This is a genomic window from Streptomyces sp. ME19-01-6 (assembly GCF_033793745.1).
Lineage (GTDB): Bacteria > Actinomycetota > Actinomycetes > Streptomycetales > Streptomycetaceae > Streptomyces.
The window spans coordinates 1-23,936 of record NZ_JARAXF010000042.1 but is presented as its reverse complement, the minus strand read 5'-3'; the positions used below and the strand labels follow the sequence as shown (position 1 = coordinate 23,936).

The 23,936-nt window shown below is 70.9% G+C and carries 24 protein-coding genes; 15 read left to right on the top strand and 9 right to left on the bottom strand.

The features are described from left to right. Positions 1–42: 42 nt before the first annotated feature. The 4 genes from PV419_RS47105 to PV419_RS47090 form a co-directional block, all read right to left on the bottom strand. Entirely contained in the window at positions 43–720 is a 678-nt protein-coding gene (locus PV419_RS47105) for a hypothetical protein (RefSeq protein WP_319699751.1), read from the bottom strand. Positions 721–1,066: 346 nt separating this feature from the next. Further along, positions 1,067–1,366 carry a hypothetical protein gene (locus tag PV419_RS47100; RefSeq protein ID WP_319699750.1) on the bottom strand — a complete coding sequence of 100 codons (300 nt, stop codon included), beginning with the start codon at positions 1,364–1,366 and terminating at the stop codon, positions 1,067–1,069. Then, on the bottom strand, positions 1,291–1,668 hold the full coding sequence (locus PV419_RS47095; protein WP_319699749.1) for a helix-turn-helix domain-containing protein: 378 nt from the start codon (positions 1,666–1,668) through the stop codon (positions 1,291–1,293). The genes PV419_RS47100 and PV419_RS47095 overlap by 76 nt, the downstream gene beginning before the upstream one ends. Positions 1,669–1,734: 66 nt before the next feature. Then, on the bottom strand, positions 1,735–2,940 hold the full coding sequence (locus PV419_RS47090) for an erythromycin esterase family protein (RefSeq protein WP_319699747.1): 1,206 nt from the start codon (positions 2,938–2,940) through the stop codon (positions 1,735–1,737). 58 nt (positions 2,941–2,998) lie between these two features. Between PV419_RS47090 and PV419_RS47085 the strand changes: the two genes are divergently transcribed. From PV419_RS47085 to PV419_RS47020, 14 genes are all read left to right on the top strand, one after another. Next, positions 2,999–3,721, top strand: coding sequence for a TioE family transcriptional regulator (locus PV419_RS47085; RefSeq protein ID WP_319699746.1), 723 nt, complete (start codon positions 2,999–3,001; stop codon positions 3,719–3,721). A gap of 166 nt (positions 3,722–3,887) precedes the next feature. Further along, positions 3,888–5,789, top strand: coding sequence for a glycoside hydrolase family 127 protein (locus tag PV419_RS47080; RefSeq protein WP_319699744.1), 1,902 nt, complete (start codon positions 3,888–3,890; stop codon positions 5,787–5,789). Positions 5,790–5,925: 136 nt separating this feature from the next. Further along, positions 5,926–7,623 (top strand): ABC transporter substrate-binding protein, encoded by a 1,698-nt coding sequence (locus PV419_RS47075; protein WP_319699743.1) that lies wholly within the window; start codon positions 5,926–5,928, stop codon positions 7,621–7,623. 5 nt (positions 7,624–7,628) lie between these two features. Beyond that, entirely contained in the window at positions 7,629–8,591 is a 963-nt protein-coding gene (locus tag PV419_RS47070; protein WP_319699742.1) for an ABC transporter permease, read from the top strand. Then, positions 8,591–9,586, top strand: a complete 996-nt coding sequence (locus PV419_RS47065) for an ABC transporter permease (RefSeq protein WP_319699741.1) — start codon at positions 8,591–8,593, stop codon at positions 9,584–9,586. The genes PV419_RS47070 and PV419_RS47065 overlap by 1 nt, the downstream gene beginning before the upstream one ends. Next, positions 9,583–10,503: an ABC transporter ATP-binding protein gene (locus PV419_RS47060; RefSeq protein ID WP_319699740.1), complete on the top strand. Its 921-nt coding sequence runs from the start codon at positions 9,583–9,585 to the stop codon at positions 10,501–10,503. Before PV419_RS47065 ends, PV419_RS47060 begins: the two co-directional genes overlap by 4 nt. Continuing rightward, positions 10,500–11,396 carry an ATP-binding cassette domain-containing protein gene (locus PV419_RS47055; protein WP_319699738.1) on the top strand — a complete coding sequence of 299 codons (897 nt, stop codon included), beginning with the start codon at positions 10,500–10,502 and terminating at the stop codon, positions 11,394–11,396. The genes PV419_RS47060 and PV419_RS47055 overlap by 4 nt, the downstream gene beginning before the upstream one ends. Then, positions 11,393–12,913 carry an aminopeptidase P family protein gene (locus PV419_RS47050; protein WP_319699737.1) on the top strand — a complete coding sequence of 507 codons (1,521 nt, stop codon included), beginning with the start codon at positions 11,393–11,395 and terminating at the stop codon, positions 12,911–12,913. Before PV419_RS47055 ends, PV419_RS47050 begins: the two co-directional genes overlap by 4 nt. A 106-nt stretch (positions 12,914–13,019) precedes the next feature. Beyond that, complete coding sequence (locus PV419_RS47045; protein WP_319699736.1) at positions 13,020–13,928, top strand: dihydrodipicolinate synthase family protein; 909 nt, start codon at positions 13,020–13,022, stop codon at positions 13,926–13,928. Then, entirely contained in the window at positions 13,925–14,938 is a 1,014-nt protein-coding gene (locus tag PV419_RS47040; RefSeq protein WP_319699734.1) for a proline racemase family protein, read from the top strand. The genes PV419_RS47045 and PV419_RS47040 overlap by 4 nt, the downstream gene beginning before the upstream one ends. Positions 14,939–15,004: 66 nt before the next feature. Next, complete coding sequence (locus PV419_RS47035; RefSeq protein ID WP_319699732.1) at positions 15,005–15,643, top strand: GntR family transcriptional regulator; 639 nt, start codon at positions 15,005–15,007, stop codon at positions 15,641–15,643. Then, positions 15,640–16,851 carry an FAD-dependent oxidoreductase gene (locus PV419_RS47030; protein ID WP_319699730.1) on the top strand — a complete coding sequence of 404 codons (1,212 nt, stop codon included), beginning with the start codon at positions 15,640–15,642 and terminating at the stop codon, positions 16,849–16,851. Before PV419_RS47035 ends, PV419_RS47030 begins: the two co-directional genes overlap by 4 nt. Continuing rightward, positions 16,841–17,143 (top strand): (2Fe-2S)-binding protein, encoded by a 303-nt coding sequence (locus tag PV419_RS47025; RefSeq protein ID WP_319699728.1) that lies wholly within the window; start codon positions 16,841–16,843, stop codon positions 17,141–17,143. The genes PV419_RS47030 and PV419_RS47025 overlap by 11 nt, the downstream gene beginning before the upstream one ends. Beyond that, positions 17,127–18,635 carry an FAD/NAD(P)-binding oxidoreductase gene (locus tag PV419_RS47020; RefSeq protein ID WP_319699726.1) on the top strand — a complete coding sequence of 503 codons (1,509 nt, stop codon included), beginning with the start codon at positions 17,127–17,129 and terminating at the stop codon, positions 18,633–18,635. The genes PV419_RS47025 and PV419_RS47020 overlap by 17 nt, the downstream gene beginning before the upstream one ends. 8 nt (positions 18,636–18,643) lie before the next feature. Here PV419_RS47020 and PV419_RS47015 read toward each other — a convergent pair whose 3' ends face one another. Next, a complete protein-coding gene (locus PV419_RS47015; RefSeq protein WP_319699724.1) occupies positions 18,644–19,042 on the bottom strand; it encodes a MerR family transcriptional regulator in 399 nt (132 codons plus the stop codon). A gap of 65 nt (positions 19,043–19,107) precedes the next feature. On the opposite strand from PV419_RS47015, the gene PV419_RS47010 reads away from it, so the two are divergent. Continuing rightward, positions 19,108–20,328 (top strand): MFS transporter, encoded by a 1,221-nt coding sequence (locus PV419_RS47010; protein ID WP_319699722.1) that lies wholly within the window; start codon positions 19,108–19,110, stop codon positions 20,326–20,328. A gap of 7 nt (positions 20,329–20,335) precedes the next feature. Here the strand turns inward: PV419_RS47010 and PV419_RS47005 are convergent, their stop codons facing one another. The 4 genes from PV419_RS47005 to PV419_RS46990 all read right to left on the bottom strand — a co-directional run bounded on the left by PV419_RS47005 (position 20,336) and on the right by PV419_RS46990 (position 23,460). Continuing rightward, positions 20,336–20,551, bottom strand: coding sequence for a hypothetical protein (locus PV419_RS47005; RefSeq protein ID WP_319699721.1), 216 nt, complete (start codon positions 20,549–20,551; stop codon positions 20,336–20,338). 159 nt (positions 20,552–20,710) lie between these two features. After that, a complete protein-coding gene (locus PV419_RS47000; protein ID WP_319699720.1) occupies positions 20,711–21,199 on the bottom strand; it encodes a hypothetical protein in 489 nt (162 codons plus the stop codon). Between the two features lie 15 nt (positions 21,200–21,214). Beyond that, positions 21,215–22,966, bottom strand: coding sequence for an alpha/beta hydrolase (locus tag PV419_RS46995; protein ID WP_319699718.1), 1,752 nt, complete (start codon positions 22,964–22,966; stop codon positions 21,215–21,217). 8 nt (positions 22,967–22,974) lie between these two features. Then, the gene (locus PV419_RS46990) at positions 22,975–23,460 is read right to left on the bottom strand and encodes a hypothetical protein (RefSeq protein ID WP_319699716.1); all 486 of its coding nucleotides are present in this window, start codon (positions 23,458–23,460) and stop codon (positions 22,975–22,977) included. Positions 23,461–23,936: the final 476 nt, after the last annotated feature.

Below are 23,936 nucleotides of genomic sequence, written 5' to 3'. Positions count from 1 at the left end.
CGGATGCGGTTCTCGTTTCGGTCCGCTGGGCTGCGGAGATTCTCATGCGGACTCCTCCGTCATGCTGGTGCTGGCAGCGTCGATCTCGTCGTCGACCCGGCGGGCCCGGTCCAAGTCGACCTGTAGCCAGCTGCGTTCAGTCTTACGAGCGGTGCCGAGTTGGCCGATAAAGATCTTTGTCTTGTCGGCGTGCTCGGCCCAGAGGGGCCGGTGGCAGGGATGGTGGGTGGCCTGCGGGCAGCGGACGGAGTCACACATCCCGATCAGCGGCCGGTCCGCGGCGGGGGTGCCGACGAGCCTGAGGCAGAGCGCCCGGGAAGGGTCAGTGAACCAACAGTAGTTCGCCGGTCCGAGGTGCAGAGTCTTGGCGCGCTTGGTCAGCAGGTTTAGCACATCGCGGTCATTGCGCTGGATTCTCGGTGCTGCTGCTTCCGGGTCGAGCTTCTCGTCGATGCTGGCGGAGAACTCGGTGAGGCTGCGGGCGCCGGGCCCGGTCGGCAGGATGCCTTGCTGGTAGTTTCGGAACTCGGCCAGCACCAGTTCGAGATTGCGTTGTTGTTCGTGGTCGTTGACCTCGGCCAGCAGTTCGGCCTGGGCCCCGCCGGGGCGGGAAGCGTAGCCTTCCGTAGTCGCTGTACTCACATGGTGCAGGTAAATCTTGGTCGCCAGCAGGCCGCCGGGGCGATAGGCAAGCTCGATTGCCAGCTTCCTTCGCAGCATTCTCAGCGTCAGGCGATCGCCGGGGATCGGCGCGAGGCCGAGCCGCCGGCACTGGGAACGGGATCGGCACCTCGGTCGGCTCCGGCGGCAGCGCGGGAATCTCCCAGGGCAGCAGGTAGGTGAACTCCTGCAGCCGCAACCCGGTCGCCAGCGCGAGATCCCCGACCGCCGCGTTGCGGGCCATCTCCCGGCCGTGGAACCCGGTGTCCTGCGAGCTGTCCGGGGCCAGCCCGCGCAGTCCGTTGCGGAACAACTCGGTGAAGTCCGGCTCCAGGTACTTGATCGTCACGTGCGGCTTCGGCGTGCGACGGTCCGCCAGACTCGGCGTACCGGCTGAGCCCAGCCTTCAACCGCCTCCCGCGAGTCGAACAGGCCCACCCCGTACTCGGCCAGGAACTCCGTCCACTCCTCGACCGCTCGCGCGTAGTTCTCCCACGAGCTCGGCGCCAGTGCCCCGCTGGCCCCAGGTGCGGCCCTTGGGCGGCCTCAGGCCTTGGCCAGCCTCGTCCTCGAAGCAGAGCCAGGCGCCCAAGTCCGACGCCCTCCTTTTATGACGGGCCACTCCTCGTCTTATGACGGGCCACTGCTCGTCCTTCCAGACGGCGATCTTCGCCTCGTCCCGCTCGGTGGCCTTGCGGGAGGGCATCTGCACGCTCCAGCCGATGCACGGAGGCGGCCGGGCCGGCTTCCAACGCCGTCTCCGCACCCGAAGTTGACAAGCATCGAGCTTGCAACGGGGCCGTTGGGGCCCTTGGAGGCCAGCCCCTGCCTACCGCCCGATGCCATCGCCCGTCGCCAGCGGTTCGCCGACATCCTGGTCACCCTGAACCGCCGGGCCACCTCCCGGTCACTGGCCCCGGCCTCGATCAGGTCAGCGGCTGCGAGCCGGACTTGCTCGCGCCGAGCCCGTTCCTCGGCCGTCAATCCACCGCCGTCGGGATACCTCATCCTCCCGGCATAGCGCGGTCCACGACAGCAGTCACGACCCGACGTAATCCGCACCGTTGAAGATCTCTAGTTCTGCGGCACGTCCTTGACGAACACGATGCCGTCGCTGTCCGCCAGGTGGGCCGGGTCGAGCGGGGCGTAGCCGAACCAGGGGGATACGCGGGGCGCGGGCCGTGTGTCGCCGAGGGCGGTGGCCAGCCGGGGGGCGTCGATGACGCAGCGGTCCTCCGGGAGCGCGTACAGGAGTCCTTCGACGGTGTCCGGCGGCGGGGTGTCCACTCCCTGGTGCCGGATCGTGCCGAGGGCCGTGGCCACGAAGGCGTAGCCCTCGCCGAGCTGGGCGTTCATCAGCGCACCGGCGCTCCACCACTCCAGCGGCAGGCCGCCCATCCGCATCGAGCTCTTCTCCCGCTGGAGATGGGAGTTGTGGGCGTGGACGAGTGCCGAGCCCCGAGCGGCGATGGCGAGGAGGTTGTCGGCCATCATCTGGCCCCGCAGGCCCCCCAGCCGCGTCATGCGGCTCGGCGAGGTGTCGGCCATCCAGTAGTGGTAGCGCAGGAGGCCGGTGGCGGTGCGACCGTACAGGCGCGCCCGGTCCCAGCCCTCCCGCGAGGTCGCCGTGATCAGGTGCGGCGTCTGCTCGTCGAGCAGCGCCACCAGGTCGTCGGCGAGCAGCCGTAGCTCCCTGGCCTCGGCCGACCGCCCCATGGACTGGGCCGGGTCCATCATCGCGGCGGGGTTGGTCCACTGGCCGTCGGCGCCGAGCAGGCGGTCGAGCGTTTCCGCGGCGCAGGGGAGCAGGTCCGCGTCCACGTGGGCCGCGAGGTAGCCGTGGAGTGCGGTGAGGGCCTGCCGCGGGCTCGCGGCGTGGGTCATCTCCAGCGAGCCGTCGAAACCGGCGAAGCGGAGCCGCTCGGACGCGGGCCGGCCGTCGTTGTACGCGCGCATCCAGCGCACCAGTTCGCGGTTGGGCGCGGACGCGTTGAACCACCCGTGGCTGAAGCCGCGTTCCATGACCTCGTCGAGGGTGCCCGTGCCCGACGTGACGTAGTCGTCCACGACCAGGCCCATCATGCAGTCGCTCTCGATCGCGATCGTCCGGTAGCCCTCCTGCTCGACGAGTTGCCGGAAGAGCTCGTTGCGCAGGTCGAGCAGAGTGTCCTCGCCGTGGGTGGGCTCGCCCAGGGCGAGCAGCCGCGGCCGGGCCGGGAACAGCCTCATGACGGCGGCGGCCTCGACGGCATGGGCGGTGTCCTTGATGTCAGTAGCCATGCCATAAACGGTATCGTTGAACCCTCGGTTGAGACTTTTCCACGATATCGTCGGGGTCATGGGGCGAAACCTTCAAAACGACGAACGACTCAGGCCGGTTGATCTGGCGCGCGGGCACGGTCTGTCCACGCAGGCGGTCAGGAACTACGAGGAGGCCGGCATCCTTCCGGCCGCCGGTCGCACACCCCACGGCTACCGCACCTACACCTCACGGCACGCGGGGGCCCTGCGCGCATTTCTCGCCTTGGTGCCCGGCCACGGCCACCAGACGGCGACGTCGATCATGCGGGCGGTGAACGAGGGCGCGGCCGAGGAGGCGTTCCGCCTCATCGACGAGAGCCACGCCCAGCTCCTCGACGACCGCCGGACGCTCCAGGCCGTGGAGAGCGCCCTCCGCGACCTGGAGCCCACCACGGCGCCCGAGACCACCACGGCACCCGAGTCCGGCGGCACGTTCATCGGACCGCTGGCGGGCAAGCTCGGTATCCGGCCCGCGACGCTGCGCAAATGGGAGCGCGCGGGGCTGGTACGCCCGCGCCGCGACCCGCTGACCGGTTACCGCGTCTACGACGAGGCCGATGTACGGGACGCCCGGCTGGCCCACCAGCTCAGGCGGGGCGGCTACCTGCTGGAGCAGATCGCCCCGCTGATCGCCCAGGTGCGGGCGGCCGGCGGGCTGGAGCCGCTGGAGGCCGCGCTGTGCGACTGGCACGGTCGGCTGTCCGCCCGCGGGCGGGCGATGCTGACCGGGGCCGCCGAGCTGGAGGCGTACCTCCGCTGACCGGGGTCCGTCGGCCGGCCCGGCGTCAACCGACCTGTCGGCCATCGGCCACGCGGCGGAGCCGCATATCGATACCGGCGCGGAGGTTTCCCTTCCGCACGACACCTTGGCACGGCACGCAAGTGTGCTTATGGTCAGTGCAATGCTACACAGCACTGGAGGTCGGATGGATCACCGGACGGTGACGCCCCTGGGCGCCCCGCGGGTGCGTATCACCGGGGGGCTGCTGGCCGACTGGCAGCGGCGCAACCGTGAGGCCACCGTGCCGCACACGCTGGAGCAGCTCAGGAAGGCGGGTAATCTCGACAACCTTCGCCGTCTGCTGTCCGAGGGAAAGCGGCAGGACGCGCCCTATCGCGGCCGGTATCCGTTCCTGGACACCGACCTCTACAAGACCGTGGAGGGTCTGGCCTACGAACTGGCGCGGCCCGACGGCGGCGGCCGTCAGGCGATGCGGGACTTCTACGAGGAGACCGTGGGGCTGCTGGAGCGTGTCCAGGCCCCGGACGGCTACCTCAACTCCTTCTTCCAGGACCCCGACTGCGCCAAGGCACCCTGGGAAGACCTTGCCTGGGGCCATGAAATGTACAACCTCGGCCATCTCATCCAGGCCGCGGTCGCCGCTCACCGGCAACTCGGGGACAGACGCCTGCTGGACGTGGCCATCCGCTTCGCGGATCTGGTGGTGGAGCGCTACGGACCGCGGGGCGAGGAAGCGGTCTGCGGCCATCCCGAAGTCGAGATGGCTCTGGTGGAGTTGTCCCGGGAGACCGGTGAAGAGAGGTATCTGACCCAGGCCCGGCTGTTCGTCGACCGCCGCGGCCGGGGCACCGTGGCGTCGCGGGGCATGGGCTCCGCGTACTTCCAGGACCACCTGCCGCTGCGCGAACTCCCGTCGGTGACCGGCCACGCGGTGCGGATGACCTACCTGGCCGCGGGCGCCACCGACGTGTCCCGGGAAACCGGCGACACGGCACTGCTCGAGGCGTTGCGGCGGCTGTGGGACGACATGGTGGCCACCAAGCTGTATGTGACGGGAGGGCTGGGCAGCCGCCACTCCGACGAGGCCGTGGGGGACCGTTACGAACTTCCCTCCGAGCGCTCCTACAGCGAGACCTGCGCGGCCATCGGCACCATGCAGTGGGCGTGGCGGATGTTCCTGGCCACCGGCGACGCCCGCTATCCCGACATCCTGGAACGCGTCCTGTACAACGCGTTCGCCGTGGGCCTGTCAGCGGACGGGCGCGCCTTCTTCTACGACAACCCCTTGCAGCGGCGCCCCGACCACGACCAGCGCAGCGGGGCCGAGGAGGGCGGTGAGCCGCTGCGCCGGGCCTGGTTCGGCTGTCCCTGTTGTCCTCCCAACGTGGTGCGCTGGATGGCCCGGCTCGCCGACTTCCTGGCGGCGGAACGGCCGGGAGAGCTGCTGGTCGCGGGGTATGCGCAGGCCGGCGTGGACGGGGAGGAGGCCGCCCTGGACATGACGACCGGCTATCCGTGGGACGGCGAGGTCCGGCTCACCGTGCGCCGGGCGCCCGATGGGCCGTACCGGATCTCGCTTCGGGTGCCCGGCTGGGCGGATGCCGGGCAGGTCCGGCTCACGGTGGGTGAAGAGGCAGCGGCCGGGGACGCGGTGGACGGCTGGCTGACCGTCGAGCGGCGCTGGCGCCCGGGTGACGTGCTGCGGCTGAGCCTGCCCATGCCGGTCCGCGGCCATGTCTCCCATCCCTACCTGGACGCGACGCGCGGCGCGGTCGCGGTGGCCCGGGGGCCGTTGGTCTACTGCGTGGAGCAGCAGGACTGCACGGCCGGCGTCGACGACGTGGTGATCGGCGCCGAGCACATCGAGGCCGCCCGGACCGTCGCCCCGGCGGGGGCGGTGCTGATCCGGATCACCGCGGACGTCGCACCGCCGCCCTCACCCGAGCTGTATCCCCTGCTCGCGACCGGTGCGCGACAGGCCCCTCCCGGCCCCGGCTCCGATACCGCCGAGCTGACCCTCGTTCCGTACTTCGCGTGGGGCAACCGAGAGCCCGGCCCCATGCGGGTGTGGATCAGAAACGCCTGATCAACCCCCCTGCCCTCAGGCCACATTGCCGTACGTCCCCCCGCGCGTATCTCGCCCCACCCGTATCTCCCCCACACGTGCGCCCCCCCCGCGTACGTCCCTTGTCCGTACGTTCCTCACTTCCGGAGAAGGTGCCATGAGAAGAGCCGTCCTGTCCTGCGCCGTCCTGTGTACCGTCATCCCCCTGACCCTCACCGCCTGCAGCGGAGGCGGGCCCTCCGCCTCAGGCCAGGCCAAGCCCACCGCGGACCCCGCCACCGGCGGCACCGTGCACGTCCTGGAGAAGCCCGATTTCTCACATCTCGATCCGGCACGCGGTTTCGACGGCGGGGTCAACAACTTCTACCGTCTGATCTACCGCACTCTCACCACCCGGGCCGCGGCCGGTCCGCACAGCGACGGGACGAAGATCGTCGGCGATCTGGCCACCGACACCGGCAAGCCGTCCGACAACAACAAGACCTGGACCTTCACCCTCAAGAAGGGGCTGTTCTTCCAGAACGGCGACCCGATCACCAGCGAGGACGTGAAGTTCGGCGTGGAGCGGGCCTGGGACCCCGACGCGGGCATCGGCTCGCCCTATGCCAAGCAGGTCATCGCCGCACCCGCCGACTACGAGGGCCCCTACCGGTCGGGCGATCTGGACACCATCGAGACCCCCGACGAGCGCACCATCACATTCCATCTCAAGAAGTCCTATCCGCAGTTCTCGAGCGTGGTCGCACAGCCGAACTTCACCCCCTTCCCCAAGGGCACCGGCGCCAAGGCCGTCTTCGACACCAAGCCGATCGCGTCCGGTCCGTACCAGGTGGCGAGCTACCGGCGGGGCTCCTCGCTCACGCTGGTCCGCAACAAGCACTGGAAGCGCTCCTCCGACAAGGTGCGCGCCGCCCGCCCGGACAGTTTCGTCTGGACCTTCGGGCTGGACGCGGCGACCATCGACGAGCGCCTGATAGCGGGGCAGGGCAAGGACATCAGCGCCATCGGCCCCAAGGTGCAGCCCGCGACCATCGCCCGGCTCCGCACGGCGCAGCTCAAACAGCGCACGCTCTCCTCCGTGACCGGCTGCACCACATATATGGGCCTGAACACCACGAAGGGGCCGCTCCGGGACGTCCGGGTGCGCCAGGCGATCGCGTACGCCGTCAACAAGCAGACCACGGTGGACGCGCTCGGCGGCTCCGCCCTGGCGACCGCGGCCACCTCCATCGAGCCGCCGTCGATCCCCGGGCGGGACGCCACGGATGTGTATCCCTCCAAGGACGGCACCGGCGATCCGGCCGCCGCCCGCAAACTGCTGGCGCAGGCGGGCCTGGCCAAGGGCTTCACGCTCACCGTGGACACCCGTGCCGCCGCCACCGAGCAGGCGGTGGCGGTTGCCGTCCAGCAGGGACTGAAGCGGGTGGGCATCAAGGTGAAGATCAACACCATTGACACCTCGACCTTCTACGAGGTCATCGGCACACCCTCGCAGCAGCACGACGCGGCGCTCACCGGCTGGTGCCCGGACTGGCCGGGCGGCACCACCTTCCTGCCGCCGCTGTTCGACGGACGCCTCATCTCCGACAAGGGCAACTCGGTGCTCTCCATGCTCGACGACAAGAAGATCCAGCAGCGCATCGACGAGATCGCGGGGATGAGCGACGAGACGGCGCAGAACGAGGCCTACGGCAAACTCGACGCCGAGATCATGAAGCTCGCGCCGATCGTGCCGCTCAACTACACCAAGAACGTCCTGGTGGTCGGCACCAATATCGCGGGCGCCCACACGACGATCTCGTACAGCGGCGGGATCGACCTGGTCGGCGTCGGCCTCGCGGACCCGAAGAAGTAACCGGCATGGCGACCACCACTCTGCCCGCGGCGCAGCAGCCGGGGCTGCCCTCGGGGCCGACCGGCGCCGCGCCGCCCGGCGGCACCGGGCGACGCGTCCTGCGCGAGCTGCGGCGCGATATCGGGGCCGTGCTCAGCACCGCGTTTCTCGCCCTGATCGTTGTGATGGCCCTCTGCGCGCCGCTGATCAGCACGCTGACCGGGCACGGCCCCGACACCTTCGACAGCGCTGCCGTCGACAAGGACCTGGGCGGGCTGCCCAAGGGGTCCCTCGGCGGGATCAGCGGCGACCACTGGCTGGGCGTGGAACCGCAGAACGGCCGGGACATCCTGGTCCGGATCGCCTACGGAGCCCGGATCTCGCTGCTGATCGCCGTCTCCGCCACCGTTCTGACCACCGTCATCGGCGTGGTGCTCGGCCTGCTGGCAGGGTTCTACGGCCGGTGGGTGGACCAGGTCATCTCCCGGCTGATGGACTTCCTGATGGCCTTTCCGGCCCTGATCTTCATGATCGCGGTGCTGTCCGCGCTGCCGGCCGGCAACCGTCCGGTGCTGTTGGTGATCGTGTTGAGCGGCTTCGGCTGGCCCTATCTGGCGCGTGTGGTGCGCGGCCAGACGCTGACGCTGACGGGCCGGGAGTTCGTCGAGGCGGCGCGGGCCTCCGGGGCCGGCAGCCGGGCGCTGATCTTCGCGGAGATCCTGCCCAATCTGCGCAGCACCATCATCGTGATGACCACGCTCGCCGTGCCCGGATACATCGGCACCGAGGCCGGGCTCTCCTTCCTCGGCGTCGGGGTCACGCCGCCGACCGCCTCCTGGGGGCAGATGATCGCCAATTCGGTCAGCTGGTACCAGGTGGATCCGATGTACTTCGTGATCCCCGGGGCCTTCCTCTTCGGCACCGTGCTCTCCCTGACCGTGGTGGGAGACCGGCTGCGGCACGCCCTGGACGCGGGGGAGGCCTCCTGATGCTCCGCTATGTCGCCGGCCGGCTCTCCTGGGTGCTGGTCATCCTGCTGGCCGTCTGTGTGTTCACCTACGTCATCTTCTTCCAGCTCTCGCCCGATCCGGCGGTGATGATCTGCGGCAAGACCTGCACACAGGAGCGCATCGACACGATCCGGACCTCCCTCGGCCTCGACCGCCCCTTCCCGCAGCAGCTGTGGGACTTCCTGCGCGGCATCGCGGCCGGCCGCGACTACGGGTCGGGCGCCAATCTGGTCCACTGCCCCGCCCCCTGCCTCGGCTACAGCTTCCAGAGCGGCCAGTCGGTGTGGGAGATGGTCCTGGAGCGGCTCCCGGTGAGCGTCACCGTCGCCGTCGGCGCGGCCGTGCTCTGGCTGCTCGGCGGGATCACCGTCGGGCTGCTGAGCGGGGTCAAGGAGGGCACGTGGTGGGACCGCTCCACCATGGCGCTGGCGCTCGGCGGCTCCAGCATCCCCCCGTACGTACTCGCCCTGGCGCTCCAGTACCTGCTGGTGGTCAAGTGGCAACTGCTGCCGTTTCCCGCGGCGATCCCGTTCGGCGACGATCCGGCGTTGTGGTTCCAGTCGTACCTGATGCCGTGGATCGTGCTCGCCATCGGATACGCCTGTCTCTACGCCCGGATGACGCGGGCCAACGTCATCGACACGCTCGCGGAGAACTTCATGCGCACCGCCCGCGCCAAGGGGCTCGGGCCGGTCCTGATACTCCGCCGGCACGCGCTGCGGCCGGCGCTCACCCCGATCGTCACCATCTTCGGGATGGACTTCGCCGGTCTCCTCGGCGGCGCCCTCATCACCGAAACCGTCTTCGGCCTCAACGGCGTGGGCAAGATGGCCTCGGACGCGATCGCGAAGAACGACCAGCCGGTGATCATGGCGGTCACGCTGCTGGCGGCGTTCTTCGTCGTGATCGGCAACGTCGTGGTCGACCTGCTCTACACCGCGCTGGACCCGCGCGTAAGGATCACCGCGTCATGACCGAATCCTCAGCCCACCGGCCCGGTCCGGCTGGACCAGCCGGACCGGACGATCCCGCGGACCTGTTGGAGGTCCAGGGCCTGACCGTGACCTTTCCGACCACCCGCGGACCGGTGGACGTCGTCCGGAACAACACCTTCACTCTGCGGCGCAACGAAACCCTGGGAATCGTCGGCGAGTCCGGCTCGGGCAAGTCCATGACGGCGCTCGCCGTCATGGGGCTGCTCCCGCGGTCCGCGCGGACCAGCGGCAGCATCCGGTTCCGGGGCACCGAACTGCTCGGCCGCCCGGACGCGGAGCTGCGCCGGCTGCGCGGAAACGTGATGTCCATGGTCTTCCAGGACCCGTTGTCCTCGCTCAACCCGTACTACACCGTGGGCCTCCAGATCGCCGAGGTCTACCGGTGCCACCGCGGCGGCTCGCGCCGCGCGGCGCGCCGGATGGCCATCGAGGCGCTCGGCCGGGTCGGCATCCCGCAGCCGGCCGAGCGGGTCGACCGCTATCCGCACCAGTTCTCCGGCGGTCAGCGCCAGCGCATCATGATCGCGATGGCGCTGATCTGCGAACCGGCCCTGCTCATCGCGGACGAGCCCACCACCGCGCTGGACGTCACGGTGCAGTCCCAGATCCTCGACCTGCTGGCCGAGCTGAAGCGACAGACCGGCACCGGCATGCTCTTCATCACCCATGACCTGGCGGTGATCGCCTCGATCGCCCAGCGGGTGCTGGTGATGCGCGACGGGGAGCAGCTCGAATACGCCGACACGGAGCGGGTCTTCTCCGCGCCGCGCCACCCCTACACCCGGATGCTGCTGGAGAGCATCCCGCGCATCGACGACGAACTGGCCGCGCCGGGCGTCGTGGCGCCGAGCGCCCGACCGACGGATCACGCCCCAGCACAGGAGGAAGTCCGGTGACCGGCAGCCGAGGCAGCCAAGCTGACGTACCGCCCCTGCTGCGCGCCCGCGACCTCACCAAGCGCTTCACGACACGGGCCGGCGGCGGCCCGCTGGGGCGCAAGTCGCATTTCACCGCCGTGGACTCGGTCAGCTTCGATGTGTTTCCGCACGAGACGCTGGCGATGGTGGGCGAGTCAGGCAGCGGGAAGTCCACCACCGCGCGGCTGGTGGCGAAGCTGATGGAACCCACCGACGGCACCATCGAGTTCGCCGGGCGGGACGTCACCCAGGCGCGCGGGCCGGACCTGGCCCGTTTCCGCAACGACGTCCAGGTCGTCTTCCAGGACCCCTTCTCCTCGCTCAACCCCCGCCACACCGTGGAGCGCATCCTCACCGCGCCCCTGGTCTACCAGGGGCTGCCCATCCCCGGAGGGCGGCGGGCCTTCGCCGGGGAGCTGATGGAACGGGTCGGCCTCAACCCGGACCATCTGCACCGCTACCCGGCGCAGTTCTCCGGCGGACAGGCCCAGCGGATCGGCATCGCCCGCGCCCTGGCGGTCGGCCCGAAGCTGGTGATCTGCGACGAGGCGGTCTCCGCGCTGGATGTGTCGGTGCAGGCCCAGGTGATGGACCTGCTGCTGCGCCTGCAGCGGGAGAGCGGCTTCTCCTACCTCTTCATCGCCCACGACCTCGCCGTGGTGCGCCGGATATCGCACCGTATCGCGGTCATGAAGCAGGGTGTCATCGTGGAGTCCGGCCCCTGCGCGGAGGTCTTCGAGCGCCCCCGGGACCCGTACACCCGCACCCTGCTGGCCGCGATACCCCGCATCGACCCGGAATGGGACCGCCGGCGCCGCGAGGGCGCCGCCGAGCACGCGTCCACCACCGCCTCACACGAGGAGCTGCTATGACCGACGACCTGGCACCCCGCTCCCGTACCGCCACCGCCACGGACAGTCCCGCCCCCGACACGGAAGCCCCCGTCCCCGCGTCGCAGCCCGCGCAACCGCAGTCCTCGCCGCGGTCCACGAGGCCGGACCCGCGCATGCCCCGGCTGGCCGAGTCGCCCTCCTTCGTGGCGTTCATGGCGGAGGGCTGGGACACCCCCGACCGCAGCGCCCGGACGGTGCCGGGAGCCGCGGACGCCGCCGCACACCACCGGGCGCGGCTCAGCGCCGCCCACCCGGGACAGCCGGTGGTGGTGGCCGCCGGGCGGGCTCCGGTGCGCTCCAACGACACCAGCTACGACTTCCGCCCGGACAGCGACTTCTTCTGGCTGACCGGGTGCGGGGTGGAGCACGGCGTGCTGGTGATGCGCCCCGCGCCGGGGGGCCATGACGCCACCCTCCACCTGCCCGCCCCGGCCCGCCCCGGGGATCCGCGGTTCTTCGCCGACGCCGCGTACGGCGAGCTGTGGGTCGGCGGCGCACCCGGGCTCGACGAGTGGAGCGCCGCGCTGGGTGTGGACGTCCGCCCGCTCGAGGAGCTCGACGCCGCGCTCGCCGGACTTGCCAAGCCGCTGCTGACCGGCGCGCTCGACCCCGACACCGCACACCGCCACGGCCTCGGCCCGTCCGCCGACCTGGGCCGTACCCTGTCCGAACTGCGCATGGTCAAGGACGCCTGGGAAATCGGCCAGCTGCGGCAGGCCGTGGACCGCACCGTCGAGGGATTCGCCGCCGTGGTACGCGAGTTCCCGGCGGCCATCGCCGGCGGCGGGGAGCGCTGGCTGCAGGGCACCTTCGACCGCTACGCCCGCACCCATGGCAACGGCCCCGGCTACGCGTCCATCGTGGGCAGCGGCGGACACGCGGCCACCTTGCACTGGGTGCGGTGCGACGGCCCGGTGGCGGAGGACAAGCCGGTGCTGCTGGACCTGGGCGTGGAGACGAACAGCTACTACACCGCCGATGTGACGCGCACCTTCCCGGCGTCGGGCCGGTTCAGCCCGGCCCAGCGCGCCGTGCACGACCTGGTGGAGCGGGCGCACCGGGCGGGCCTGGCCGCCGTCGCTCCGGGCCGGGACTTCGCCGACTTCCACACCGCCGCCATGGAGGTGGTGGCGCGGGGCCTCGCCGACTGGGGGCTGCTGCCGGTCTCCGTCGACGAGGCGCTGTCCCCGCAGGGCCAGCACCACCGGCGCTACCTGGTCTGCGGCATCGGCCACCATCTGGGTCTCGATGTGCACGACTGCGCGCGGGCGGACTACGCCGCCTACCAGGGGGCGAAGATGACGCCCGGCATGGTGCTCACCGTGGAGCCCGGACTGTACTTCCACGAGCACGACCGCACCCTCCCGCCGGAGCTCCGCGGGATCGGGATGCGCATCGAGGACGATCTCCTGGTCACCGAGGAGGGCGCGGAGGTGCTGTCCGCGGCCCTGCCGCTCGACGCGACGGGTCTGGAGCGCTGGATGACGACGCGGTGATCGCCGGCCGGAATCCCCCGGCCGATGCTCCCTCGGCCGGCCATCGGCCGGGGAGCCGTCACGAGTCGACAAGTCGTATGTAACATTGCACTCTCTAGGAGGATCCATGACTGCTGGCCCCCACAAGCCCTGGCGCGGTGTTCACGTCGCGACACCGCTGCCGCTGCGCAGCGACCTCTCCATCGACTACGACGCCTACGCGGAGCATGTCCGCTTCCTCGCCGAGCGCGGCTGTGACGGCGTCTGCCCCAACGGCTCCCTCGGCGAGTACCAGACCCTGACCGACGAGGAGCGCGCCCGCATGGTGCGCACCGCCGTCGAGGCGGCCCCCGAGGGCCACACCGTGATGCCCGGCGTCTCCGCGTACGGCGCGCTGGAGACCCGCCGGTGGACCGAGCAGGCGGCCGAAGCGGGCGCCGACTCGGTGCTGCTGCTGCCGCCCAACACCTACCGCGCCGACCGCGAGGCCGTGGTGGCGCACTACCGCGAGGCGGCCGCGGTCGGCCTCCCGGTGGTCGCCTACAACAACCCCTACGACACCAGGGTCGATCTCACCCCCGAGCTGCTGGCCGAGCTGCACGGCGAGGGCCTGATCGTCGCGGTCAAGGAGTTCAGCGGAGACGTCCGCCGCGCCTATCAGCTGGCCGAGCTCGCCCCCGGCCTCGACCTGATCGTCGGCGCCGACGACGTCCTGCTCGAACTGGGCCTGGCCGGGGCGGTCGGCTGGATCGCCGGCTACCCCAACGCCCTGCCGGAGAGCTGCGTCGAGCTCTACCGGCTCGCCACCTCCGGTGAGCCCGCCGACCTCGCCAAGGCACTGCCGCTCTACCGCGATCTGCACCCGCTGCTGCGCTGGGACTCCAAGACCGAGTTCGTCCAGTCCATCAAGGTGTCCATGGAGGTCGTCGGAGCGCGCGGCGGCCCCTGCCGCCCGCCGCGCACCCCGCTCCCGCCCGAGATCACCGACCGGGTCGTCCGGGACACCGAAGCCGCCGTCGCCAAGGGATACAAGTGAGGTCCAGCCGCGTCTTCCACACCGTGGAATCGCACACGGAGGGCATGCCCACCCGGGTCGTGGTCGGCGGCGTGGGCGTCATCCCGGGTGCCACCATGGCCGAACGCCGCTCGTGGTTCATGGCCAACCGCGACGACGTACGCACCCTGCTGATGTACGAGCCGCGCGGCCACGCGGCGATGAGCGGCGCCGTTCTGCAGCCGCCGACCACCCCCGAGGCCGACTGGGGCGTGCTGTTCATCGAGGTCTCCGGCCTGCTGCCGATGTGTGGCCACGGCACCATCGGGGTCGCCACCGTGCTCGTCGAAACCGGCATGGTGGAGGTGCGCGAGCCGGTCACCGTCATCCGCCTGGACACCCCGGCCGGGCCGGTGACGGCCGAGGTGGCCGTCCAGGACGGCCACGCGCGCTCGGTGACCTTGCGGAACGTCGTCTCCTTCGCCCACGCCCTGGACCGCACGGTCGATGTGCCCGGCCTCGGCAAGGTCGGTTACGACATGGCCTTCGGCGGCAACTTCTACGCCATCGTCGATCTGGCGGAGCTGGGCCTGCCGTTCGACCGGCGCGCCGGCGGCGAACTGCTGGCGGCCAGCTTGGGGATCATGGCCGCGATCAATGAGCAGGACGAGCCGGTCCACCCCGAGCGCCCCGACATCCGCGGCTGCCACCACGTCTACCTCAAGGCGCCCGGCTCGACCGCCGCGCACTCCCGGCACGCCATGGGCATCCACCCCGGCTGGTTCGACCGCTCGCCGTGCGGCACCGGCACCAGTGCCCGCATGGCGCAGCTCCACTCCCGCGGCGAACTGGCCCTGGGGGCGGAGTTCGTGAACGAGTCCTTCATCGGCACGTGCTTCGTCGGGCGGCTGATCGAGGAGACTGAGGTGGCCGGCCGGCCCGCCGTGGTGCCCACCATCACCGGGCGGGCATGGGTCACCGGCACCGCCCAGTTCACCCTGGATCCGGACGACCCGTTTCCGGCCGGATTCCTGCTTGAGAACCTGCTGTAGAAAGAGGCAACCCAGTTGGACGGCGAACGGCCGGTCACGGAGGAGTCGACGACGCACCTCCGCACCGTGGGAAAGCGTGAAATCCTCCGTGACCGGGTGAGAAACGCGCTGCGCGCCGCGATCATCTCCGGAGAGCTGACACCCGGCACGGTGTATTCCGCGCCGACGCTGGCCGCCAAGTTCGGGGTGTCCTCCACCCCGGTGCGCGAGGCGATGATCGACCTGGTCAAGGAGGAGCTGGTGGTGGCGCAGCCCAACAAGGGCTTCCTCATCACCGAGGTCTCCGAGAAGGACCTGGACGAGGTGACGGCGGTAAGGCTGCTGGTGGAACCGCCCTCGGTCCGGGCCGTGGTGCCGCTGGTCCCAGCGGAGGCCTTCCCCGCCCTGCGGGAGCTGGCCCAGCGCATCGTGGAGGCCGCCGAGAAGGGTGACCTGATCGGCTATGTCGAGGCCGACCGGGTCTTCCACCTCGCCCTGCTGGGGCACGGCGGCAACCGGCGCCTGCTGGAGGTGGTGTCCAACCTCCGGGCCCAGACCCGCCTGCTGGGGCTGGCGCCGCTGGTGCGCAACGGCACCCTGGTGGAGTCCGCGGCGGAACACCACCAGCTGCTGGGCTTCGTCGAGTCCAGGAACGCGGAGGCGGCTGAGCTCTTCATGCACCGCCACATCGGACACGTACGGGGCATCTGGGCGGGCGGCACGTGACCGCGCCCTCCCCAACCGGCCCGGCGGCGCGCGGCGACACCGCCGACCTGGTGGTGATCGGAGCCGGGGTGGTCGGCGCCGCCGCCGCGTACTTCGCGGCGCGCGCCGGGCTCCGTGTCACCGTCGTCGACCGCGGCCCGCTCGCCGGTGGCACGTCCAGCGCCGGCGAAGGCAATCTGCTGGTCTCCGACAAGGAGGCCGGACCCGAACTCGACCTGGCCCTGTTCTCGCAGCGGGTCTGGCGCGAGGATCTGGCCGAACACGCCGGGCTGTGGGAGTTCGAGGCCAAGGGCGGCCTGGTGGTGGCCGCCTCCCCGGACGGCGCGGGCGCGCTCGCCGAACTCGTCCGGGCGCAGCGCGCCCGCGGTATCGAGGCCATCGACGTGCCGCGGGACGAGCTGCGCACCTACGAGCCCCATTTGTCGCCCGGGCTGGCCTCCGGCGCGTACTACCCGCAGGACGCACAGGTCCAGCCCATGCTGGTGGTGGCACATCTGCTGCGTATGGCCCGGCGGGCGGGCGCCCGGCTGCGGACGGACACCGAGGTCACCGGGTTCCTCCGGGCCGGCGAGCGGATCACCGGAGTCCGCACCAGCCGCGGCCCGCTCAGCGCATCCGCCGTGCTGAACGCGGCGGGCACCTGGGCCGGCGCGGTCGCCGAGCTGGCCGGGGTGCGGGTGCCGGTGCTGCCCAGGAGGGGATGCGTCCTGGTCACCCAGCCGCTCCCGGTCATGATCCGGCACAAGGTCTACGCGGCGGAGTACGTGAGCGATGTGGCCAGCTCGGACGCGGCGCTGCAGACCTCACCCGTCGTCGAGGGCACCCGCGCGGGCACCGTCCTGATCGGCTCGTCCCGGGAACGGGTCGGCTTCGACCGCGAGGTCCCGCCGTCCCTCCTCGCGGCACTGGCTCGCAACGCGATCGCGCTCTTCCCCTTCCTGGCCTCCGTCCAGGCCATTCGCAGCTATCTGGGCTTCAGACCGTACTGCCCCGACCACCTGCCGGTGATCGGTCCCGATCCGCGGGCCCCCGGGCTCTGGCACGCCTGCGGACACGAAGGCGCCGGAGTGGGCCTGTCGGTGGGGACCGGCAAGCTGCTCGCGCAAGCGCTGACGGACCGCCCGACCGGCCTGGACCTGACCCCCTTCTCGCCCGAACGATTCGAGCGAGCCCTGCCCGGCGACGAGGTGAGCCGCGATGCCCCCTGAGATGCCCCCCGGTAACCTCCCTTGCCGTCTGTCCTTCGACGGACGGACCATCCACGCCCGGCCGGGCCAGAGCGTCGGGGCGGCGCTGGTCGCGGCGGGGGTGGTCGCCTGGCGCGCCACCCGTGGGGAGGGCCGGCCCCGCGGGCTGTTCTGCGGGATCGGCGTCTGCTACGACTGCCTGATCACCGTCGACGGCCGCCCCGACCAGCGGGCCTGCCTGGTGCCCGCCGCCGACGGCATGCGGCTGGAGTCCGGACTCGCGGGGAGGGCCGCCGATGCGCGGGAACGGTGACGCGGTGGCTGACGCGGTGGCTGACACGGACGGGACTGACGCGGACGGGACGGACGCGGCCGTGGCCGATGTGGCGGTGGTCGGCGCCGGCCCGGCCGGGATGGCCGCCGCGGTGGAGGCGGCGGCGGCCGGGCTGACCGTGGCCCTGGTGGACGCCGGCGAGCGGCCCGGCGGCCAGTACTGGCGGCATGGTCCGCACGACGGCCCCCATGCCGACGGGCCCTCCCCGGGACAGCACGGCCGCCGCACGTTCGCCGCCCTGCGCGCGGGCCTGGCCCGTACGGGGACCCGGACGCTCTTCGGACACCAGGTGTGGCTGGTCCGCCGCGAGGCCGACCGGTTCACCCTTCACCTGCGGCCCACGCACGACGGCCGCGGGCCCGGTACCCGGACGCTGACCGCGCGTTCGCTGATCCTGTGCCCGGGCGCGTACGACCGCCAGCTTCCGGTGCCGGGCTGGGAGCTGCCCGGCGTCATGGCGGCCGGCGGGGTGCAGGCCCTGCTCAAGGGGAGCGGCACCCTCGCCGGGCGGCGGGCCGTGGTGGCGGGGACCGGACCGTTCCTGCTGCCGGTGGCCACCGGCCTCGCCGCGGCGGGCGCCGAGGTCGTCATGGTCTGCGAGGCCAATCCGCTCCGCGGCTGGCTGCGCGACCCGGGCGGCGCGCTGCGGGAACCGGCCAAGGCGGTCGAGGGGGCCCAGTACGCCGGGCTGCTGGCCCGGCACGGCATCTCCTACCGCACCAGGACAGCGGTCACCGAGATCCGTGGGGAGGACCGGGCGCGGTCCGTCCGCATCGCGCCGCTTGACCGCGACGGACGCCCGCGAAGCGGCGTACGGATCGAGGTGGACGCCGATCTGGTCGCGCTGGGCTGGGGGTTCACCCCGTCACTCGAGCTGCCGCTGATGGTCGGTGCGCGCACCCGGCTGGACACCGACGGCTCGCTGGTCGCCGTGGTCGACGCCCGGCAGCGGGCAGCCGATGTCCCCGGCGTCTATCTGGCGGGGGAGGCCACCGGGGTCGGCGGCGCGGCGCTCGCCGTCCGCGAGGGCCGGCTGAGCGGGCTCGCCGCGGCCGCCGACCTGGGGCGGGCCGTCGACGAGCGCCGGCTGCGCCGGCTCCAGCGCGCGATCCGCAGGGGCCGGCGCTTCGCCGCCGCCCTGCACACCGCCTGTCCGGTGCCGTTGGGCTGGACCGACTGGCTCGAACCGTCCACGGTCATCTGCCGCTGCGAGGAGGTGACCTACCACGACCTGTGCCACGCCGCCCGCGTACTCGGTGCGGAGGACCCGCGGACACTGAAGATGCTGGCCCGCCCGGGCATGGGGATGTGCCAGGGCCGGGTGTGCGGTTTCGCGACCGCCCAGGTGGCGGCGGCGCTCACGGGCGGATCACCCCGTGCTCCCCGTTACGACCTCCTTCCGCTGGCCCGCCGCCCACTGGCCACCCCGGTGACGCTCGGCGAAATCGCGGCCCTGGGCGAGGAGCCCTGACCCGGCGCTCAGCCCCCCGACGCCTCGCGGGCGGCGGCCCGCGCGCGGTCGTTGCTGAGCACCGTCTCCAGGTACTCCGCGATGGCGTCCCGGTTGCGCACCAGGCAGCCGATGCGCTCGCTCATCCGGTCGCGTTCGTGCTCCAGCGTGGCGATCATCTCCGGTGTCGCGTCCGAGAAGTGGATGACCCGGGGCTTGTCGAGACAGGGGAGGATCTGTTTGATGATCCGGGTCGGCAGCCCGGCGTCGAGCAGCCCCCTGATCTGCAGGACCCGGTCCACGAAGCGCTCGTCGTAGTCGCGGTAGCCGTTCGGGCAACGGGCGGCGGCGATGAGCCCCTGCTCCTCGTAATAGCGCAGCAGCCGTCGGGGCGTGCCGGTGCGCTCCGACAGCTCTCCGATGCGCATGTGCTCCACCTCACACACAGTCGTTTTGACCTTCACATCAATGTGATGGTTCCAGCATACGCAGCGTGCGCAACGACACCACACCACAAGCCGGTTCCCGCCCCGGAACCGAGGACCAGAACCCGAAACTCCCCCTGCCCGCGCTGCTGGCGCTGGCCACCGCCGTCTTCATCACCAGCCTGACCGAGACGCTGCCCGCGGGCGTGCTGCCCGCGATGGGCGCCGACCTGGGGGTCGGCGAATCCGCGATGGGGCAGTCGGTGACGATCTACGCGATCGGCACCGCACTCACCGCGATCCCGCTGTCCGCGGCCACGGCGGGGTGGCGCCGCAAGCGGCTGCTGCTGGCGGCGATGGTGGGCTTCGCCGTCGCCAACACGGTCACCGCCGCCTCGACGAACTATCCGCTGACCATGGCGGCCCGGTTCGTCGCGGGGGTGGCCGCGGGTCTGGCCTGGGCACTGCTGGCCGGATACGCCCGCCGTATGGCACCCGCCCCGCTGCAGGGCAAGGCGGTCGCGGTCGTCATGACCGGCATTCCGATCGCCCTGTCCCTGGGGGTGCCCGCGGGCACCTTCCTCGGCGAAGCGCTCGGCTGGCGGGTGACGTTCACCCTCATCACCGCGCTCGCCGCCGTCCTGATCGGGTGGATCGCCGCGCTGGTCCCCGACTACCCCGGACAGCGGCGGGACGGCCGCCCCCCGATCCTGCGGGCCCTGACCGTCCCCGGCGTGGCACCGGTCCTGTTCGTCACGCTGGTCTATGTGCTGGCCCACACCATCCTCTACACCTACATCGCCACCTTCCTCGACGAGCGCGCCATGGGCGGCTCCACCGACCTCGTCCTGCTGGTCTTCGGCGCCGCCTCCATGGTGAGCATCTGGATCGTGGGCGCCCGCATCGACCGCCGGCTGCGGGCCCTCACCATCGCCGCGACGATCCTTTTCGCCGCCGCGGCCGCCGTCCTCGCGGTCCCGGCCGGCAGCCGCGCCCAGGTCTACCTCGCGGCGACCCTGTGGGGCCTGGGCTGGGGAGGCGTCCCCACACTGCTGCAGACCGCCGTGGCCGAGGCGGGAGGAGACGCGGCGGACTCCGCGCAGGCCATGCTCGTCACCCTGTGGAACGCGGCCATGGCCGGCGGCGGAGTCGTCGGCGGGATCCTCCTCGACCTCCTCGGCTCCGGTGCCTTCCCCTGGACCGTCCTGGTGCTCCTGGCGCCCGTCCTGGCCGTGGTGGTCGCCGCCCGCGCCCACGGCTTCCCCGCCGAGCGATCGCGTACGACGTGAGCAGCGGCTACGGAACACCCCGCTGAGCGTGGCGCTCCGCGGCGGCATGCCACCAGCCGGGCGGGGACGGTCCCACGACCGCCGCGGTCGGCTGGTCGGGGTGCAGCCCGAGGCGGCGCAGGGCGTCGGGGCCGACGTGTACGTAAATCCAGCCGCGGCGACGGCCGTCGGCCCCGATGCCGCACATCACATCGCAGCGGACCTCAGCCGGTGCGAAGGGCATCCAGTCGATGCCGCGGTCGCGCAGTCAAGCGCGGGCGGCCGCCAGGGGCCGCGGAGCGCCGGGCAGGTTCTCGTACGACGCGATGGTGATCCAGGTCGCCGGGGTCCGCGAGGTCATGGCGTCCATGATGCCCGACACCTCGCCCGCCCGTGCCCGGGCTCAGTACTCGTCCACCGTGGTGCCTTCGGGGACCCGGAAGCAGGCGGAGATGAGATGGAACATGATCCCGGGCTCCGCGCCGCTCCGCTGTGCGTCCCTTTCGGTCGGGATCAGCAAGGTGGCTTTGAGCGTGAACTTCTTCCGGGTGGAGTCGACCATCAGATACGGGGACTGGGCGACGGTCGGCTCCCGCCCCTCGTGGACGATCTCCCAGCCGTGCCGGGGGAGATCCTCCCCGAGGCCCTGCCAGGCGGCCTCGAGATCCCCGGCCGGCACGCCGTACACCGACCAGAGGTGGCGGACGACATAGAACGTCTCCGGGTCCATGTCGCCGCACAGATCCACTCCCGGGCCGGGCGCGGTCGTCTTCCCCTTCACCCGCAGCAGGTCGTACAGCTCGCTGGAGAGCTGCCTGGCCTCCTCCCGGAGCGCGGAGACCTCCCGGACCTCGGGCGTGTAGCCGAGACCGAGGTCATCGGAGTCGGACATCGAGAAAACCCCCCGCTACTTCAAATGGACCTCGTCATAGCGTCCCACCACGACTCTCGCCTGGTTCTCCAGGCTCTCCGAACCGGCGAGCCAGTAGTTTCCGTGCCCGTTGGTGTCGGTGGCCATCTGGTTGGCGCCGAAGATGGGGTCGCTGGGGGTGATGAACTGCGTCAGGCCCTCGTGGTGGCCATGGGTGGGCGCCCCCCACTTGGGCACCCAGTCGCCCTGCGCCTTCTGGTTCCACACATGTCCTGAGGGCACGTCCAGATCCTCGGCCCGCCCGACCTGGACGCCCGGGCTGCCGCTGAGCATCACATCGTCCGCCTCCAGGGTGCCCTGGCGGGCGGCGGAGCCCACCACCACGGTGCCGTAGCTCTGTGCCTGCACCGACAGGTGGTCATTGGCCGACGGGTCATGAGAGGTATGCAGCCCCGACAGGAATTGATTGAGATCCGGCCCTGCTTCGTCCGCGTACTTGTCCTTCATGGCTTCCGGGAAAAAGTTCTGCGGAGCGTCGTAACCGTGCCAGGTGATGGTCGACACCTTGGGCTCGCCCGGCATCGCGCTGGCGGCCTGCCAGAGGTTGGTGCCCGCGATGACGGGTTTGTTGATGCCGCCGAGCGTGCCATTGGTGCCGCCTACCATCACGGCGGTGTGATCGGCCGTGTCCGGGTTGCCGTTCGCGATGATCGCGCGACCGTTCTTCTCGGGGTCGAAATCCAGCAGATACGCCGGCGGCAGCCCGTCGCCGGTCGGCTTGTAACCGGAGGGCCGGGTGTTGTCGAAGGCGTCGACCTTCCCCGTGTCATCGAAACGCATCTGAATGCGCTTCATGCCGTTGAGGGAGGACTCCAAATGCTTCTTATGGTTGTCCCACCTGGTCCATTCCGGGTTGATCACGGAAGAGCGTCCGGCCAGGATGTACTTCGGTTTGGGCTCGGGCGGCAGATTGGCCAGTTCGGTCTGGTATTTCGCCCGCTGCTCGTTGAACCAGATGCGGTTGGCCTCGTCGCGGTCCTCGGCGGGAAGGCCGTCCAGCTTGCCCACGCTCGCCGGATACAGGGCGATGTACTCCGCCCGCTCCTCTTTGCTGAGGCCCTCCCACATCTCCGCGTAGTCCCTGGGTGCCCAGCCCTTGAAGAGAGGCGGCAGATAGTTGCCGACGGTCTTCTTGACCGCCCCACGGTCCGCAGCGGCGTCGGTCCAGTCCTCCTTGGTCACCGACAGATCGGCCACCGTGATCAGCTTGCTCAGCGTCTTCGCGTACTTCCCGTCCGCGTCCGTCGCGTCCTTGAGCGCGTCACCGATCCGGTCCGCGAACCCCTGCGCCTGCTCCTTCGGCGTCGTGGTCACAAACGGCGTCCCGTTCCCGGGCGGCTGGTACTCCTGGCCCGGCAGCAGGACCAACGGCGGCTTGTACTCCACCGAACCGTCTTCCTTGACGGTCATCCCCGCGTCCTGCGCGTCCTGGACGGCGTTGTCCATCTTCTTCTTCGCCGCCCGCAACTCCGCGGCCAGCCCGTTCAAGGCCGTCAGGATCAGCGCGCACTCCACCTGCATGTAGTGGAAGTTCTCACTCAGCCGTTCCAGCCGACCCAGCGCCGTGCTGACCCCGTCGCCCTTCAGGCCCCCACGGAGCTTTGCGTTGATCTCATTGTCCAGCCGGTCCTTGGCCGCGCTGGCACTGGAGCTGACCTTGTGCCAGCCGTCCGCCGCCTGCTCGAACTGGGCGGGGTCGATCGCCTTCAACTGTGCGAAAGTCACCATGACGCGGCTCACCAACTCCCCGACGGCCCGCCCGGCGGGGGAATCGGCCTCGTGTCCTGTGCCTTGAAGAGCGCCTCTATCGCCTCGTCCTGATTGGCGAGGTCATTGCCTGCTTTCTGCAGCTTCCCCTTGAGTTCGGCGCATTCATCGCGTACGACCGTCAGCCGGGCTTCCCAGGAGTTGAAGACCCGCACCTGCATGGCCGCGCTCTCCAGCCCCTCGACGCCCTTGCTGGCGACTCCCGCGCCTTCCTGCCCGTGCTTGAGATCGCCCAGCGCGGTCACGGCATTCCGATGCAGATCGCCCAAGGCGGTTGACGCGGCATCCCACGGTCCCTTCGACGATTTCAGATTGCCGCCGGAGCCGCCCTTGCCGCCCCCTTTATCACCGTCTGCACTGGCCAGCCTGGTTTGGACGTCTTTGCCGCCGGTATCCGTTCCGCCCGCCGCGTCGTAATACGCCTGCCAACGCTCAGACAGCCCTGTGTCCCCCATACTGCCTTCCTCCACCCGCTGCGCCCATGTTCTTCATGGCAGAACAAGGAAGGTAACAGAGTGCAATAACGGAAGGGAACGTCCCGCGAGTTGGCCGCGGAGAACCTGGTGAGGCGGGCTGCCGGCCGTCGTCGACGACTACAGCACGTGCGGTCACTGACACAGGCGGGAGTGGTTTGTGCGGGGTTTGCAACAGCGGGCGTTCCGCGCTCCGATCGTGGCGTCGCGCGACCGTATCGTGTCAAAGGCCGCAGGTCGTACGGGTGGAACCGGGCCGGTGCGGCAGCGACACGGGACGAGGGCCACGGCACACGGCTCGTACGACCGCTGATCGGGGGATGAGCGCTCATGGGACTTGGGGATTTCATACCGGACTCGGTCGAGGACTGGGTCGAGGACCGGGTCGAGGATCTCGGTGAGGCCGTCGACGTCGCGGGAGACTGGACCGCCGACTGGCTGGATGACGTCGGCTGGGA

Bases quoted from the DNA above. Each gene is read 5' to 3' on its own strand.
- PV419_RS47100 (WP_319699750.1), bottom strand. From the start codon at position 1,366: ATGCCCTCCCGCAAGGCCACCGAGCGGGACGAGGCGAAGATCGCCGTC.
- PV419_RS47090 (WP_319699747.1), bottom strand. From the start codon at position 2,940: ATGGCTACTGACATCAAGGACACCGCCCATGCCGTCGAGGCCGCCGCC.
- PV419_RS47080 (WP_319699744.1), top strand. From the start codon at position 3,888: ATGGATCACCGGACGGTGACGCCCCTGGGCGCCCCGCGGGTGCGTATC.
- PV419_RS47105 (WP_319699751.1), bottom strand. From the start codon at position 720: ATGCTGCGAAGGAAGCTGGCAATCGAGCTTGCCTATCGCCCCGGCGGC.
- PV419_RS47060 (WP_319699740.1), top strand. From the start codon at position 9,583: ATGACCGAATCCTCAGCCCACCGGCCCGGTCCGGCTGGACCAGCCGGA.
- PV419_RS47020 (WP_319699726.1), top strand. From the start codon at position 17,127: ATGCGCGGGAACGGTGACGCGGTGGCTGACGCGGTGGCTGACACGGAC.
- PV419_RS47000 (WP_319699720.1), bottom strand. From the start codon at position 21,199: ATGTCCGACTCCGATGACCTCGGTCTCGGCTACACGCCCGAGGTCCGG.
- PV419_RS47025 (WP_319699728.1), top strand. From the start codon at position 16,841: ATGCCCCCTGAGATGCCCCCCGGTAACCTCCCTTGCCGTCTGTCCTTC.
- PV419_RS47015 (WP_319699724.1), bottom strand. From the start codon at position 19,042: ATGCGCATCGGAGAGCTGTCGGAGCGCACCGGCACGCCCCGACGGCTG.
- PV419_RS46990 (WP_319699716.1), bottom strand. From the start codon at position 23,460: ATGGGGGACACAGGGCTGTCTGAGCGTTGGCAGGCGTATTACGACGCG.
- PV419_RS47070 (WP_319699742.1), top strand. From the start codon at position 7,629: ATGGCGACCACCACTCTGCCCGCGGCGCAGCAGCCGGGGCTGCCCTCG.
- PV419_RS47065 (WP_319699741.1), top strand. From the start codon at position 8,591: ATGCTCCGCTATGTCGCCGGCCGGCTCTCCTGGGTGCTGGTCATCCTG.
- PV419_RS47005 (WP_319699721.1), bottom strand. From the start codon at position 20,551: ATGCCCTTCGCACCGGCTGAGGTCCGCTGCGATGTGATGTGCGGCATC.
- PV419_RS47085 (WP_319699746.1), top strand. From the start codon at position 2,999: ATGGGGCGAAACCTTCAAAACGACGAACGACTCAGGCCGGTTGATCTG.
- PV419_RS47075 (WP_319699743.1), top strand. From the start codon at position 5,926: ATGAGAAGAGCCGTCCTGTCCTGCGCCGTCCTGTGTACCGTCATCCCC.
- PV419_RS47045 (WP_319699736.1), top strand. From the start codon at position 13,020: ATGACTGCTGGCCCCCACAAGCCCTGGCGCGGTGTTCACGTCGCGACA.
- PV419_RS46995 (WP_319699718.1), bottom strand. From the start codon at position 22,966: ATGGTGACTTTCGCACAGTTGAAGGCGATCGACCCCGCCCAGTTCGAG.
- PV419_RS47050 (WP_319699737.1), top strand. From the start codon at position 11,393: ATGACCGACGACCTGGCACCCCGCTCCCGTACCGCCACCGCCACGGAC.
- PV419_RS47095 (WP_319699749.1), bottom strand. From the start codon at position 1,668: ATGAGGTATCCCGACGGCGGTGGATTGACGGCCGAGGAACGGGCTCGG.